Consider the following 13,448-nt stretch of genomic DNA (forward strand, 5'->3'; position numbering starts at 1 on the left):
AGTATCTCCCCATGCAATCCGCACTCCTGTCGCCGACGGCCCCTCCGCCCCGCACGGACCGGCTGCGGACGGGCACCGTGTACGCGGCGCTCTTCGCGCTCCTGCTGGTCCTCGTCGCGGCCGAGTGGTCGCCGCTGATGCGGTTCGACCGGTGGCTCGCCACCGCTCTGCACCGCCGGGCGGTGGCCGATCCCGGTTTCACGCACGTCAACCGGGTCCTCAGCGACTGGGTGTGGGATCCCACGACGGTTCGCGCAATGCTGAGCCTCGCCGTGTTGTGGCTGTGCCTGCGCAGGGAGTGGCGGTTGGCACTGTGGGTGGGGGTGACGGGTGCGGTGGGCACGCTCCTCCAGCAGGGGCTGAAGGCGGCGGTCGGCCGGGCGCGCCCGCAGTGGCCGGACCCCGTGGACTCGGCCGACTACGCGTCCTTCCCCTCGGGGCACGCGATGACGGCCACGGTCGGCCTCGGCCTGCTGCTGTGGCTGCTGCGGCGCTGCGGTCCGAGCGCGGGGTTGTGGTGGGCAGCGGTCGCTGTGGCGGCCGTGTCGGTGGCCGGAGTGGGCCTGACCCGGCTGTACTTGGGGGTGCACTGGGCTTCGGACGTACTGGGCGGGTGGCTGCTCGGTGCGGCCCTGGTGGCCTTCTCGGTCTCCGCGTACGAAAGACTGCGGCCATGACGATCAAGGGTGTGCTCTTCGACTTCTCCGGGACCCTCTGCCGCATCGAACCGGTGGCGGACTGGCTGGGCGCGGTCCTCGACGAGGCGGGCATTGCGCTGCCTGCCGATGAACTGGCGCGCTGTACCGAGGAGTTGGAGGCGAGCGGCGCACTCCCCGGCGGACCGTCCCCGCAACAGGTGCCGACGCATCTCGCCGAGCTGTGGGCGACGCGCGACGAGAGTGCGGAGCGGCACCGGGCCGCGTACACGGGTCTGAGCCGTCAGGTCGTACTGCCCGATCCGGCGCTGCACGACGCGCTCTACGACCGCCATATGACGCCGGCTGCCTGGCACCCGTACCCCGACGCCGTGGAGGTGCTCGGCGGGCTGCGCAAGCGGGGCATCAGCACCGGGCTGATCAGCAACATCGGCTGGGACACCCAGCCGGTGCTGGCCGCGCACGGGATCGCTCCGTACCTGGACGCCAGTGTCCTCTCGTACCAGCACGAGATCCAGAAGCCGGACCCGCGGCTGTTCCGTATCGCCTGCGAGGCGATCGGCGTGGACCCGCGCGACGTCCTGATGGTCGGCGACGACCGGCGGGCGGACGGCGGTGCGCTCGACGCGGGCTGCGCGGTGCATTTCGTGGACCATCTGCCGGTGACGGAACGGCCCGACGGGCTGCGCCCCGTGCTCGGTCTCGTCGGCTGAAAGCGCGACGAAATCGGGTGCGTCCAGGGGACGTCGAAGGTGATGATGACGGCATGATCCCTGACACGATTCCCGTGGAAGCCCTGCTGGTGGTGGACATCCAGTCGTCCTCCGTGATGGGCAACGGCGCGGTCCCGGGAGCGGCCCGGCTCCTGGAGACGACCGCGGACCTGATCGCACGGGCCCGCAAGGACGGGTCCCTCGTCGTACACATCCAGAACGACGGGCGGCCCGGTGCGGCCGACGAACCGCATACGCCCGGCTGGGAGCTCCACCACCCTGTCGAGGAGGGGCCTGCGGAGGTCGCGATCCGCAAGCGTGTGGACGACAGCTTCGACGGGACGCCTCTGGGATCTCTGCTGACCGGTGCGGGAGTCCGGGCGGTCGCGGTCTGCGGTCTGATGTCGGAGATGTGCGTCCAGGCGACGGCCCGTACGGCGCTGGCGCGGGGCTATCGGGTGGTCCTCCCGCACGACGCCCATGCGACGCAGGACATCCCCGCGGCTCCCGGCCTCAGCGACAGGGTCCCTGCGGCGACGGTCTCGCGGGTCGCTGAATGGGCGCTCGGCAGCGATCTGGAAGTCCCGGCCCGCGCGGCGGACGTCTCGTTCGCGGCCCCGCCGGGTTCTGCTACTCGACGAGAGTCTGGGTCCCGATGACGCCGAGGAGCGCCAGCCGTTCCGCGTCGTCGGTGCCGGGCTCGGCCGTGTAGACCATGATCCGCAGGTCGCTTCCCGCGACGCTGAGCACATCGCAGTCGAGTGTCAGCGCGCCCACCGTGGGGTGATCGACGGTCTTGCGGGAGGCCTCGACGTCGCCGACCGCTCCGGAGTCCCACAGTTCGGCGAACCGGTCGCTGTGCGTACGCAACTCCGCGATCAGGCGCCGCAGTCGCTGGTCCGCCGGATACCGGCTCGCGGTCGCGCGGAGCTCCGAGACCTGCGCGGTCTCCAGTGCGTACACGGTCTCCGGGGTGTGCCGGACGCGGCTGCCGGAGCCGAGGAAGTGGCGCCACACGGCGTTGCGCTCGTTGCCCCGGTACTGGCCCATCAGGGCCACGTACATCGGGTTGGCCAGCAGCAGCGTCCACGTCGCGTCGCTGACCGCGACGGGTGTCCCGGTCAGCCTGTCCAGCATCCGCTGCACGCTCGGTGTGATGTACGCGGGAACCGTGCCCTGCCCGGGCGGGACGAGCCCGGCCGTGTGGAACAGGTGTGCGCGCTCGGCGCCGGAGAGACGCAGCGCACGTGCGAGCGCCTCGACGACCTGCTCGGACGGGTTGGTCGCGCGGCCCTGTTCGAGGCGGGTCACGTAGTCGACGGAGATCCCGGCGAGCAGGGCCAGCTCCTCGCGGCGCAGCCCGGCCGCGCGCCGGTGACCGCCGGCGGGCAGCCCTGCCACCTCCGGGGAGACGCGGTCGCGCCGGCGCCGTACCGTCCGTCCGAACTCCGTGGTCGCCATGCCACCACTGTGCACCGGCCGGCCGGGATCTTCCTGGTACTGGCAGTCCCAGGAAGCGGGGACTCCTGGCTGACCGGGCTCTTTCGCCGCATCGTGGATGCATGACCACCACACTGATCACCGGAGCGAACAAGGGTCTCGGCTTCGAGACCGCCCGCCGTCTCGTCGCGGCGGGCCACACCGTCTACATCGGCAGCCGGGACGCGGAGCGCGGGCGCAGGGCGGCCGAGGAGCTGGGCGCGCGCTCGGTCCAGCTCGACGTCACCGACGACGCATCCGTCGAGGCGGCCGCGCGGGCCGTCGCGGCGGACGGCGGCCTCGACGTACTGATCAACAACGCGGGCATCGAGGAGCGGGCCGCCGGCAACACCGTCATCGGCGCCGCGGACGTGACCGCCGAGACGATGCGCGGGACGTTCGAGACGAATGTCTTCGGCACGGTCCGCGTCCTGCACGCGTTCCTCCCGCTGCTGCAACGCTCGGCCGCCCCCGTGGTGGTCAACCTCAGCAGCGGCCTGGCCTCCCTGACCCGGGTCAGCACCGCGGGCACCCCCACCCACGCCTATCCGGGCGTCGCCTACCCGGCGTCGAAGGCCGCGGTCAACATGATCACCGTGCAGTACGCGAAGGCCTTCCCGGATCTGCGGATCAACGCGGTGGAGCCCGGCTTCACCAAGACCGACCTCAACGGCAACACCGGGATCCAGACGGTCGAGCAGGGCGCCGAGATCATCGTCCGGATGGCACAGGTGACCCAGGACGGCCCGACCGGCGGCTACTTCGACGCCGAGGGAACACTGCCCTGGTAACCGCCCCGAACAGCAGAAACCGACCGGATCGGACGATCCCCCGCGTCGCCCGATCCAGTCGGTGGGCCCCACAGAACAGACCCCTGACAGGGGTCTTTGCAGGACGCGTTGATTATAGTTGGCTGAGAGCCAGTCAACGCAGGAGTTAAGCATGTCCCCGCGGAGCCCGTCGGTCAATGAGGAGCTGCGGCGGCGTTCCCGCGAGCGGCTGCTGCAGGCGACCGTCGAGCTGGTGGGTGAGCGGGGGTACGAGGCGACGACCCTCGCCGACATCGCCGACCGGGCCGGTTCGGCCCGCGGACTCGTCTCGTACTACTTCCCCGGGAAGCGCCAGCTGCTGCAGTCGGCCGTGCACCGGCTGATGCACCTCACCCTCGCCGCGGCCCTGGAGCGCGAGCCGCGCACCGAGGACGGTGCGGAGCTGATGGCGCGGGCGATCGACGCGATTCTCGGGCTCGCGGGTGACCATCCGGTCCTGATGCGCACACACATGGCGGGAATCCTGCAGGCCGACGGCTTTGTGAAGTGCGCCGAGCAGCAGCGGCTCGCGCACCTGCTCCGCTCCACCATGATCGGGTACGGGTCGGACGATCCGGACGCCGACTACCCGCTGCTGCGCGCCCAGTTGATGGGCACCGTCTTCGCGCTGCTGCTGCCCGGCGCCCCGATGCCGCTGACGCGGCTGCGCGCGGAGCTCTTCCAGCGGTACGGGCTCGACTGGGAACTCGGCGTCCCGCCGGGCGGGGAGCCGCCCGGCGGGACGCGTCACGACTTCGCCGTCTAGTCGAAGTAGTCGGGCTGTGTCTGCACATTGAGCTCGTGCAGGCGTACCCACTTCGCCGGGTCGGTGCGACGGTCGCTGAGCTTCAGTACGTCGAAGCCCTTCGCGATGTCGTTGGAGTAGATGTAGCCGTTGTAGTAGTACGCCGACCACGAGCCGCCGGTCGTCATCTTGTCCGTGGTGAGCGGTCCGCGCTCGAAGTAGCCGATCTCCTTGGGCTTCGAGGAGTCGGTGAAGTCCCAGACGGAGACGCCGCCCTGGTACCAGGCCTGGACCATGAGGTCCTTGCCCTTGACCGGGATGAGCGAGCCGTTGTGGGCGACGCAGTTCTCGGTGTCGGCCTGGTGGCGCGGGATCTTGAAGTAGCTGCGGAAGACGAGCTTGCGCTGGTCGCCCTTGCCGACGATGTCGTAGATGCCGTCGGCGCCGCGGTTCGGTCCGATCGCGGCGTTGCAGGTGGCCGCGCCGCCGCCGCCGAGTTCGTCGGTGAAGACGACCTTGTTCGCCTTCTGGTTGAAGGTCGCGGAGTGCCAGAAGGCGAAGTTGACGTTGTCCTGGACCCGGTCGATGACCTTGGGCCGCTCCGGGTTCTTGATGTCGAAGAGGATGCCGTCACCCATGCAGGCACCGGCGGCCAGGTCCTTGGAGGGCAGCACGGTGATGTCGTGGCAGCCGGTGGTCTTGGAGACGCCGGGGTTGGTGGGGCCGCCGGGGTTGCCGCCGCCGTCGGCTCCCTCGCCCGGGAAGAGGACCGGGAAGTTCACGACCGCCGCCTTCTCGGGGGCGTTCCGCGGCACCTTGATGACGGAGATCCCGTCGTGCGGCGGCTGGCAGTCGGGGAAGGTGGCGCTCGGGGAGTACGAGGAGACGTAGAGGTAGATGTTCTTCTTCGACGGGACCAGGGTGTGCGTGTGCGAGCCGCAGGCGGTCTCGACGGCGGCGACGTACTTCGGGTTGCGCTTGTCGCTGATGTCGAAGATCTTCATGCCCTCCCAGGAGGACTTCTCGGTCGCGGGCTGCGTCGTGGAGGCGCAGGAGTTGTCGCTCCGCGAGGAGTCCGTCGAGAGGAAGAGCAGGTTCCCGGAGACGGTGATGTCGTTCTGCGACCCGGGACACAGGACCTGGGCGACCGTCTTCGGGGCCTTCGGGTTGCTGAGGTCGAAGATCCGGAAGCCGTCGTAGTTGCCGGCGAAGGCGTACTTGCCCTGGAAGGCGAGGTCCGAGTTGGTCCCCGCGAGAGCGTCCTTGGGGATGTTGGTCAGATGCTCGATGTTGGCGCTGTGGACGACCTCGTCCTGGCCGGGTATCTCCCCGTCGGCGATCGCGGACCTGGTCTGCGCCGCCAGTGACGCGGAGGCCGCCGTGGTGGCCGGGGCGTCCCCCGGATCGGGCGTCGCGACCGCCGGTCCTGCGGCCAGCAGGGTGGCGATGAGTCCGGCTGCGGCCGCCATCACGCCGAGTCGTCTGTGCCGTACTCGAGGTTCGTACAACGAGATCACTGCGTACTCCCTTGTATCCGTTCGCACTTGAACGATTCACGGACCCCGGCAGTATCGTCCTTCCCATGTACATCTCAATAGATGGCAACGGAAATGTAATGCGGGCAGGGAAGTTGGCAGCCGCCGCAGCGGTCCTGGCTGCACTGATGGCCCTGACGGCCTGCGATACGGACAAGAGCGCGCAAGGCAGTAGCAAAGGCACGGCAAACGCGGGCCCAAAGGTGGTGGCTCCAGGTAAACCCGGCGAACCGGCGAGGACACTGTCGGCCGCGGATGCCGCCAGGGCCGGCCGGGACGACACCCCCAACTCGGCTGATTTCACATACATCCAGATGATGATCGTCCACCACGGCCAGGCGCTGGAGATGACGAAACTGGTGGCGCAGCGGGCGGGAACGGAGCCCGTGAAGAAGCTCGCCGAGCGCATCGCGGCCGCGCAGGGGCCGGAGATCGGTGCGATGCAGGGATGGCTGGACACGCATGGCGGCGCGCGCAAGCAGAGCGGGCACGACCATGCCGCGATGCCGGGAATGGCGACAGAGGCTCAACTGGCCCAGTTGCGCACAGCGAAGGGCAAAGCCTTCGACGAGCTCTTCCTGAAGCTGATGACCACGCACCATCAGGGAGCGATCACGATGGCGACCGACGTCCTCTCGGAGGGGAACAATGTGCTCGTCGAGGAGATGGCCAACGACGTCGTGGCGCAGCAGACGTCGGAGATCGGCAGGATGCGCGCGATGTCCTGAGACCGCGCCCAACAGGCGCTTTCAGCGCCGGTTGTGACGGGGCGCCAGATATCCCTCGTCGCGTGCGCCGGCGATCAGCCGGAGCGACTTGCGGCGGCTGTGGCCGGTCGCGCACATCACCGCGAGCACCGGATCACGGCCCTCCTGCTGGGCGGCGCGGTACGCCTCGGCCGCGACGCGGCGCCCGGCACTGCCACGCGGCCAGGAGGGACGGGCACGGCGCACGGCGGGCGGCTCCGCCTCGTACCCCGCGTCGTAGTACGGACGCGGGACCGTCGCGCCGAGCCGGTGCTGCTCGATCACCACCTGGCAGGCGTCCTCCAGCGGGCCCTCGATCCAGTCGGCGAGCGCAGCGAAACCGTCCAGCGACAGCGGCGGGTCGGCGCGCATGTCCTCGATGGCGATCCGTCCTTCCGAGGCCACGGCGAGCACGTCGATGCGCGCGCCGTCGGCGAAGGTCAGCCGGATGTTGAACCAGGGGGGCAGGATCTCGCGGCGCATTCCGGTGCCGCCCCAGGGAGTTCCCACGGGGTCGGAGGTGACGGTGCCATGGCCCTGCAGCTCCCACACAGGCCATACCGAGACCGCACCATTCGGGTTATATCGGTCAGTAGCGTTAAAAAAGGTACTTTCCGGCACATCTGCAATCTAACTATCCTTTTCGTATAGCTGCCCGCGGCGCGCAGATTGCTCCGGCACAAGGCACCCCGATGCCGCACGCCGGTGCGATGCTGAAGGTCTCCAGCGGGAAGGAGCACCGTCGTGCTTCGTGTCGCCGTCGTCGGTTCGGGCCCCAGCGGGGTCTACACCGCCCAGTCACTCGTCGAGCAGAGCGCGGTGCCCGGGGTGCGGGTCCATGTTCTGGACCGGTTGCCCTGCCCGTACGGACTGGTGCGCTACGGCGTCGCTCCGGACCACGAGAAGATCAAGTCGCTGCAGAACAACCTGCGCACGGTGCTGGAGCACGACCGGGTGAGCTTCGTCGGCGGCGTCGAGGTGGGTACGGGAGCGCTGACTCCCGCACGGCTGCTCGAGCTCTACCACGCGGTCGTGTACTGCGTGGGGGCCGCGAAGGACCGCAGACTGGGCATTCCCGGCGAGGATCTGGCGGGGAGCTGTTCGGCCACCGACTTCGTCTCCTGGTACAGCGCCCATCCGGACGCCGCGTCCAACGGCTTTGATCTGGGGGCCCGTTCGGCCGTGGTGATCGGGGTGGGGAACGTCGCCGTCGACGTCGCACGGATCCTCGCGCGCGGCGCGGAGGAGCTGCGACCCACCGATGTCCCGCAGACGGCGCTCGGCGCCCTCGCCGTGAGCAGGGTCCGCGCGGTCCACATGGTCGGCAGACGCGGCCCCTCCCAGGCCCGTTTCACCACCAAGGAGTTGCGGGAGCTCGGCTCCCTCCCGGACGCCGACGCGAGGGTGGACGCGGCGGAACTGGCACTGGATCCCGCCTTCGCCGACCCGGCGGGCCTGCCGGCGGTGAACCGGCGCAATGTGGCCGTACTGAGGGAATGGGCGGATGCGGCACCGCGGGACCACGGCTCGCGCAGCATCCGGCTGCGGTTCTTCCTGCGGCCGGTGGAACTGCTGGGCGAGGGCGGGCGGGTGACCGCGGTGCGGTTCGAGCGGACCGTCCCGGACGGGGACGGGGGTGTGCGGCCCACCGGCTTGTTCGAGGACATCGAGGCCCAACTGGTCCTGCGCGCCGTCGGTTACCGGGGTGCTCCCCCGGCCGGGCTGCCCTTCGACCCCGCGTCCGGCACCGTTCCGCACCTGGCGGGCCGGATGCTGCGCGACGCCGCGGCGGCGCCCGGCGAGTACGTGGCGGGGTGGATCAAGCGCGGGCCGACCGGAGTGATCGGCACCAACCGCCCGTGCGCGAAGGAGACGGTAGCCTCGCTGCTTGCGGATGCGTCGCTTCTCCTGCGGCGCAGACCACTTGGCGATCCGCTGGATGCGATGCGGAAGCTCGGGCTGCGGCCGGTGGAGTGGCCGGGGTGGCTGGCGATCGAGGAGGCCGAGGCGGCGCTGGGGCTCGCGCTGGGGCGCCGGTCGGTGAAGATCCCCGACTGGGAGGGGCTGTTGAGGGCCGCGTACGGCGACACCTCGCTGCAACATCCTTGAAATCAACAGATTGTTTAGCGGCTCTACGGTCTCGGGCATGACAACACCGACGCAGACCGCGGTGCACCCGGTCGACGAAGTTCCGCCCCCTTCCCAGCTGGCAGCCTTCGGGCTGCAGCATGTGCTGGCCATGTACGCGGGCGCCGTGGCCGTGCCGCTGATCGTCGGCGGGGCGATGAAGCTGTCGCCCGCCGACCTGGCGTATCTGATCACCGCGGATCTGCTCGTGTGCGGTATCGCGACGCTCATCCAGTGCATCGGCTTCTGGCGGTTCGGGATCCGGCTGCCGATCGTGCAGGGCTGTACGTTCGCGGCCGTCTCGCCCATGGTGCTCATCGGTACGACCGGTGGCGGACTGCCCGCGATCTACGGTGCGGTGATCGTGGCGGGGCTCGCGATGATGCTGCTCGCGCCGGTCTTCGGGAAGCTGCTGAGGTTCTTCCCGCCGCTGGTCACCGGGACCGTCATCCTCATCATCGGGCTCTCCCTGCTGCCCGTCGCGGGCAACTGGGCCGGGGGCGGCGCCGGGGCAAAGGACTTCGGGGAGCCTAAGAACGTGGCGCTCGCCGCCTTCGTGCTGGTGGTGGTGCTGGGGGTGCAGCGGTTCGCGCCGCCCGCCCTGAGCCGTATCGCCGTGCTCATCGGGATCGTGGTCGGCGTACTGGTCGCAGTTCCCACCGGATTCACCGACTTCGGCGGCGTCGGGGACGCGGACTGGGTCGGCATCAGCACGCCCTTCCACTTCGGGGCGCCGAGCTTCCACGCGGCGGCGATCGTCTCGATGCTGGTGGTGGCCCTGGTCACGATGACCGAGACGACGGGTGACTTCATCGCGGTCGGCGAGCTGACGGACCGGCCGGTGGAGCCGCGGGCGCTCGCCGACGGGCTGCGGGCCGACGGGCTCTCGACCGTGCTCGGCGGGGTCTTCAACACCTTCCCGTACACCGCGTTCGCGCAGAACGTGGGTCTGGTGGGCATGACGCGGGTCCGCAGTCGCTGGGTCGTGGCCACGGCCGGCGGGATCCTCGTACTCCTCGGTCTGCTGCCCAAACTCGGTGCGGTGGTCGCCGCCATTCCGGCGCCGGTGCTCGGCGGGGCCGGTCTGGTGATGTTCGGTACGGTCGCGGCCAGCGGGCTGCGCACCCTCACGAAGGTGGACTTCGCCGGCAACCACAATCTGACCGTGGTCGCCGTCTCGGTCGCGGTCGGCATGCTGCCGGTGGGCGTCCCCGGGATCTACGCGAAGTTCCCCGACTGGTTCCAGACGGTGATGGACAGCGGGATCAGCGCGGGCTGCCTCACCGCCCTCGTACTCAATCTGCTCTTCAACCACCTGCCGGGGCAGGGGACTTCAGCTCCTGCCGAGCCGGTGGGCCTGCCCGGCAGCCGCAGCGAGGACGCTGTCGAGAAGGCCGGGGAAGAGCGCGTCTAGGTCGTCGCGGCGCAGACCGTTCATCTTGGCGGTGCCGCGGTAGACCTGCTGGAGCACGCCGCTCTCACGGAGGACCCGGAAGTGGTGGGTGCTCGTGGACTTGGTGACGGGAAGCACGAAGTGCGAGCAGGACAGCTCCTCGTCCTGTTCCGCCAGGTCACGGACCACGGAGAGCCGCATCGGGTCGGACAGTGCGTGGAGCACACCCTCCAGGCGGATCTCTTCGCGCGTGGGGTGGGCGAGTTCTCGGGTGGTGCTCGGTGCGGTGGCCACGAGGTCATTGTACGAGACCCTTCGTAGTTTGACATCTCCCGTACTACGATGGGTATCGTACGAGCCGTACCGACGCCTTCCCGAGCCCTGAGCGGAGTCTGCTGTGAGTGCACTGTTCGAGCCCTACACCCTGCGGTCGCTGACCATTCCCAACCGGGTGTGGATGCCCCCGATGTGCCAGTACTCCGCGGCTCCGGACGGCGAGCTCGCAGGCGCCCCGCACGACTGGCACTTCGCGCACTACGCGGCGCGTGCCGCCGGCGGCACCGGGCTCATCATCGTCGAGGCGACCGCTGTCAGCCCGGAGGGCCGGATCAGTCCGTACGACCTCGGCATCTGGAACGACACCCAGGTCGAGGCCTTCCGGCGGATCACCCGCTTCCTCAAGGGGCAGGGCACGGTCCCCGGCATCCAGCTCGGCCACGGCGGACGCAAGGCGTCGACCGACCAGCCCTGGAAGGGCGGAGCGCCGGTCGGACCCGAGGCGCACGGCTGGCAGCCGCTGGCGCCCAGCGCCGTTCCCTTCGACGAGAAGCACCCCGTGCCCACCGAGCTCACCGTCGACGCGATCCGCGAGATCGTCGGGCAGTTCGCCGACGGGGCGCGGCGCGCGCTGGACGCCGGTTTCCAGGTCGCCGAGATCCACGGCGCCCACGGCTATCTGATCAGCGAATTCCTCTCGCCCCACTCCAACCGGCGCACCGACGCGTACGGCGGCTCCTTCGAGAACCGGACGCGTTTCGCCCTCGAAGTCGTGGACGCCGTACGGGAGGTGTGGCCCGAGGAGCTCCCGCTGTTCTTCCGTGTCTCCGCCACCGACTGGCTGGACGAAGGCGGCTGGACGGCGGACGACACCGTGCGCTTCGCCTCGCTGCTGAAGGCCCACGGGGTGGATCTCCTGGACACCTCCACCGGCGGAAACGCATCGGGCGTCCGCATTCCGACGGGGCCCGGCTACCAGGTCCCCTTCGCCGCCCGGGTGAAGGCCGAGACCGAACTGCCCGTCGCGGCCGTCGGGATGATCACCGACCCTGAGCAGGCGGAGAAGATCCTCGCCAACGGCGAGGCGGACGCGGTGCTGCTCGGCCGTGAGCTGCTCCGCAATCCTTCCTGGGCGCGGCATGCCGCACGGGAGCTGGGCGCAGAGGTGCACGTGCCCGACCAGTACCACCGTTCCGTCTGAATCGAGGCACGGCCGGACACGGTTTCAGGCCGTGTCCGGCACCTACGGCTGTTCCTTCAGGAGCGGGCTGAGCAGCAGGATCGCCGCACCGGTGGAGAGCTCGGGCTCGGCGCGGCGCACCACGTGGACAGCCCGGGTGAAGTCGCGGCGGGGATCGACGTCGGCGGCCTGGAGCACACGACGCACCCACCGGTGCACCTGCTCAGGCGCCATGCTCGGGCTTGGGCGCGGGCGGCGGCACCTGAAGAACCGTCTCGACGATCTGCTGGGCCAGGTTGACGCCGAAGGTCGCGAAGCATTCGGCCGAGAGCAGACTGAGCTGGGTGGTCAGCGCCGCGCCGCTGCCGATGATGGCGGGATAGTCGTTCTTGACCCGCGCGGCGGACAGCTTGCGGACCTCCGACTTGATGGATTCGATCGTCCCGCTCAGTACGGGGTTGCCCGAGCGCGAGCCGAGCGGTCCGCCGGGAATGATCGCCAGCAGGTTGTCGAGCGACGTGTCCACCTTCTTGAGGCCGATCTCGATTTTCACGGGATCGGTCTCGCCGCCGAGGACGTCACCGGCGAAGGTCGAGGTGTCCGCGTACGCGCTCCCCATCTTGCCGAACGTGCGGAAGCCCTGCGCCTGGCGCTTCATCTCGTGCTCGGCGAAGGGGTCCGGCGGTGGCGGGTCCGACAGTACCGAGGCGCCGTGTGCGGCCTTCGCGGGCACGACCGCCGCGCTCGCACCGGGCAGCGGACCGAGCACCACACCGGTGAGGGCCAGTGCGACGGAGCACCCCAGAATTGATCTGCGCATTTCCAACTCGTTCCTGGTGACGGAGAACTGTCTGCTGATCAGATTCCGAGCAGTTCTGCCGCCCCGCAATCGAGGGATCGTGCGCACTGCTCCACCTGGGCGCATCACCGACGGCGGTCAGCCGAGTTCGAGCGTGGTCACTCCGTAGATGCGGTGGGCGGCGAACGGGCGGACCGGTCCGGTGTACATCCGGGCCGTGGCGAAGGCCGGCTCCAGGCCGAGGGAGACGGCCATTGCGACGGCCGCAGGGTTGGACTCCGGGACGTCCAGGGCGACAGAGGCTCCTCCTGCCTCCGCCGCGAGGGCGGCGAGCAGCGCGCGGGCGTCGGCCTCGGTGTCGGCGAAGAGCGGGCCGATCCGGTACGTGTCACGGGCCGGGCGGATCACTCCGTACCCGGCGAGCCTGCCGTCCACGACCCGGGCGAGAGCACGGTGGCCCGGCTGAGTCAGCCAGCGGTCCAGGAAGCGAGGGCGGTCCGCCGGGTGGCAGGCACTGTCGTACGCGAGGAGTGCCCGGCGCTCCGTCGCGGCCACGGGCTCGATGTGCGCCGGAGTGCCGGCCGGGACGGCCCCCACGTAGCAGACCGTGCCGTGGGCCCGAGTGAAGCCGGAGCGGCGGTAGTTGTCCTGCTGTGCGGGGACGCCGTCAAGGCCGACGGTGCGCCGGCCCGCGTGGGCGAGCGCCGACTTCCAGGTCGCCAGGCCGTGACCGCGGCCCCGGTGGTCCGGGTGGACGAGGTAGAAGCCCAGAAAGGCGTAGTCGGGGCTGTAGTTGACGACGGAGATCGCGGAGACCGGCTCGCCGCCGGTACGGCCGACGAAGAACCCTTCGGGGTCCTGGGCGAAGAAGCTCTCGCTGTCGCCGCGCCCCGGATTCCACCCCTCGGCCGCCGCCCACTCGACGATCGCCGGCCACTCGTCGAGGGTGGCGCGGGTGATGTCGAGTTCTCCGGCGGCCGAGTACGTCAT

General features: G+C 70.0%; 16 protein-coding genes. 9 read left to right on the forward strand and 7 right to left on the reverse strand.

Annotated elements, in window-relative coordinates:
• The first annotated feature begins 11 nt into the window (after window positions 1–11).
• The 3 genes from OG707_RS01925 to OG707_RS01935 are packed head-to-tail and all read left to right on the forward strand — an operon-like array spanning window position 12 to window position 2,028.
• Window positions 12–677: a phosphatase PAP2 family protein gene (locus OG707_RS01925; RefSeq protein ID WP_329113615.1), complete on the forward strand. Its 666-nt coding sequence runs from the start codon at window positions 12–14 to the stop codon at window positions 675–677.
• The gene (locus OG707_RS01930; RefSeq protein WP_329113617.1) at window positions 674–1,369 is read left to right on the forward strand and encodes an HAD family hydrolase; all 696 of its coding nucleotides are present in this window, start codon (window positions 674–676) and stop codon (window positions 1,367–1,369) included. Before OG707_RS01925 ends, OG707_RS01930 begins: the two co-directional genes overlap by 4 nt.
• Window positions 1,370–1,422: 53 nt before the next feature.
• A complete protein-coding gene (locus tag OG707_RS01935) occupies window positions 1,423–2,028 on the forward strand; it encodes an isochorismatase family protein (RefSeq protein ID WP_329113619.1) in 606 nt (201 codons plus the stop codon).
• On the opposite strand, the gene OG707_RS01940 is transcribed toward OG707_RS01935, so the two are convergent.
• A complete protein-coding gene (locus tag OG707_RS01940) occupies window positions 2,000–2,830 on the reverse strand; it encodes a helix-turn-helix transcriptional regulator (RefSeq protein ID WP_329113621.1) in 831 nt (276 codons plus the stop codon). The two genes, OG707_RS01935 and OG707_RS01940, sit on opposite strands and share 29 nt — an antisense overlap.
• A 101-nt stretch (window positions 2,831–2,931) precedes the next feature.
• Here OG707_RS01940 and OG707_RS01945 point away from each other — a divergent pair, with 101 nt between their 5' ends.
• Window positions 2,932–3,639, forward strand: a complete 708-nt coding sequence (locus OG707_RS01945) for an SDR family NAD(P)-dependent oxidoreductase (protein ID WP_329113623.1) — start codon at window positions 2,932–2,934, stop codon at window positions 3,637–3,639.
• A gap of 151 nt (window positions 3,640–3,790) precedes the next feature.
• A complete protein-coding gene (locus OG707_RS01950; RefSeq protein WP_329113626.1) occupies window positions 3,791–4,423 on the forward strand; it encodes a TetR/AcrR family transcriptional regulator in 633 nt (210 codons plus the stop codon).
• On the opposite strand, the gene OG707_RS01955 is transcribed toward OG707_RS01950, so the two are convergent.
• The gene (locus OG707_RS01955; protein ID WP_443071469.1) at window positions 4,420–5,871 is read right to left on the reverse strand and encodes an LVIVD repeat-containing protein; all 1,452 of its coding nucleotides are present in this window, start codon (window positions 5,869–5,871) and stop codon (window positions 4,420–4,422) included. The two genes, OG707_RS01950 and OG707_RS01955, sit on opposite strands and share 4 nt — an antisense overlap.
• 113 nt (window positions 5,872–5,984) lie before the next feature.
• Between OG707_RS01955 and OG707_RS01960 the strand changes: the two genes are divergently transcribed.
• On the forward strand, window positions 5,985–6,665 hold the full coding sequence (locus OG707_RS01960; RefSeq protein WP_329113630.1) for a DUF305 domain-containing protein: 681 nt from the start codon (window positions 5,985–5,987) through the stop codon (window positions 6,663–6,665).
• A 21-nt stretch (window positions 6,666–6,686) separates the two neighbouring features.
• On the opposite strand, the gene OG707_RS01965 is transcribed toward OG707_RS01960, so the two are convergent.
• Entirely contained in the window at window positions 6,687–7,166 is a 480-nt protein-coding gene (locus OG707_RS01965; RefSeq protein ID WP_329127582.1) for a DUF6214 family protein, read from the reverse strand.
• 261 nt (window positions 7,167–7,427) lie between these two features.
• Between OG707_RS01965 and OG707_RS01970 the strand changes: the two genes are divergently transcribed.
• A complete protein-coding gene (locus OG707_RS01970; protein ID WP_329113633.1) occupies window positions 7,428–8,792 on the forward strand; it encodes an FAD-dependent oxidoreductase in 1,365 nt (454 codons plus the stop codon).
• 37 nt (window positions 8,793–8,829) lie between these two features.
• Window positions 8,830–10,224, forward strand: a complete 1,395-nt coding sequence (locus OG707_RS01975) for a nucleobase:cation symporter-2 family protein (RefSeq protein ID WP_329113635.1) — start codon at window positions 8,830–8,832, stop codon at window positions 10,222–10,224.
• Here OG707_RS01975 and OG707_RS01980 read toward each other — a convergent pair.
• Window positions 10,144–10,497 (reverse strand): ArsR/SmtB family transcription factor, encoded by a 354-nt coding sequence (locus OG707_RS01980; RefSeq protein ID WP_329113636.1) that lies wholly within the window; start codon window positions 10,495–10,497, stop codon window positions 10,144–10,146. The two genes, OG707_RS01975 and OG707_RS01980, sit on opposite strands and share 81 nt — an antisense overlap.
• Window positions 10,498–10,600: 103 nt before the next feature.
• On the opposite strand from OG707_RS01980, the gene OG707_RS01985 reads away from it, so the two are divergent.
• Window positions 10,601–11,680: an NADH:flavin oxidoreductase/NADH oxidase gene (locus tag OG707_RS01985; protein ID WP_329113638.1), complete on the forward strand. Its 1,080-nt coding sequence runs from the start codon at window positions 10,601–10,603 to the stop codon at window positions 11,678–11,680.
• A 42-nt stretch (window positions 11,681–11,722) separates the two neighbouring features.
• Here OG707_RS01985 and OG707_RS01990 read toward each other — a convergent pair whose 3' ends face one another.
• From OG707_RS01990 to OG707_RS02000, 3 genes are all read right to left on the reverse strand, one after another.
• Window positions 11,723–11,866, reverse strand: a complete 144-nt coding sequence (locus tag OG707_RS01990) for a hypothetical protein (protein WP_329113640.1) — start codon at window positions 11,864–11,866, stop codon at window positions 11,723–11,725.
• Between the two features lie 16 nt (window positions 11,867–11,882).
• Entirely contained in the window at window positions 11,883–12,479 is a 597-nt protein-coding gene (locus tag OG707_RS01995; protein WP_329113642.1) for a hypothetical protein, read from the reverse strand.
• 117 nt (window positions 12,480–12,596) lie between these two features.
• A complete protein-coding gene (locus tag OG707_RS02000) occupies window positions 12,597–13,448 on the reverse strand; it encodes a GNAT family N-acetyltransferase (protein ID WP_329113644.1) in 852 nt (283 codons plus the stop codon).

This window comes from Streptomyces sp. NBC_01465, assembly GCF_036227325.1.
In the GTDB taxonomy this organism is placed as follows: Bacteria; Actinomycetota; Actinomycetes; order Streptomycetales; family Streptomycetaceae; genus Streptomyces.

What these genes read in the sequence shown, in the direction of transcription:
- OG707_RS01925 (WP_329113615.1), top strand. Translation starts at nt 12, where the DNA reads ATGCAATCCGCACTCCTGTCGCCGACGGCCCCTCCGCCCCGCACGGAC.
- OG707_RS01930 (WP_329113617.1), top strand. Translation starts at nt 674, where the DNA reads ATGACGATCAAGGGTGTGCTCTTCGACTTCTCCGGGACCCTCTGCCGC.
- OG707_RS01935 (WP_329113619.1), top strand. Translation starts at nt 1,423, where the DNA reads ATGATCCCTGACACGATTCCCGTGGAAGCCCTGCTGGTGGTGGACATC.
- OG707_RS01940 (WP_329113621.1), bottom strand. Translation starts at nt 2,830, where the DNA reads ATGGCGACCACGGAGTTCGGACGGACGGTACGGCGCCGGCGCGACCGC.
- OG707_RS01945 (WP_329113623.1), top strand. Translation starts at nt 2,932, where the DNA reads ATGACCACCACACTGATCACCGGAGCGAACAAGGGTCTCGGCTTCGAG.
- OG707_RS01950 (WP_329113626.1), top strand. Translation starts at nt 3,791, where the DNA reads ATGTCCCCGCGGAGCCCGTCGGTCAATGAGGAGCTGCGGCGGCGTTCC.
- OG707_RS01955 (WP_443071469.1), bottom strand. Translation starts at nt 5,871, where the DNA reads ATGGCGGCCGCAGCCGGACTCATCGCCACCCTGCTGGCCGCAGGACCG.
- OG707_RS01960 (WP_329113630.1), top strand. Translation starts at nt 5,985, where the DNA reads ATGTACATCTCAATAGATGGCAACGGAAATGTAATGCGGGCAGGGAAG.
- OG707_RS01965 (WP_329127582.1), bottom strand. Translation starts at nt 7,166, where the DNA reads ATGCGCCGCGAGATCCTGCCCCCCTGGTTCAACATCCGGCTGACCTTC.
- OG707_RS01975 (WP_329113635.1), top strand. Translation starts at nt 8,830, where the DNA reads ATGACAACACCGACGCAGACCGCGGTGCACCCGGTCGACGAAGTTCCG.
- OG707_RS01995 (WP_329113642.1), bottom strand. Translation starts at nt 12,479, where the DNA reads ATGCGCAGATCAATTCTGGGGTGCTCCGTCGCACTGGCCCTCACCGGT.
- OG707_RS02000 (WP_329113644.1), bottom strand. Translation starts at nt 13,448, where the DNA reads ATGACGTACTCGGCCGCCGGAGAACTCGACATCACCCGCGCCACCCTC.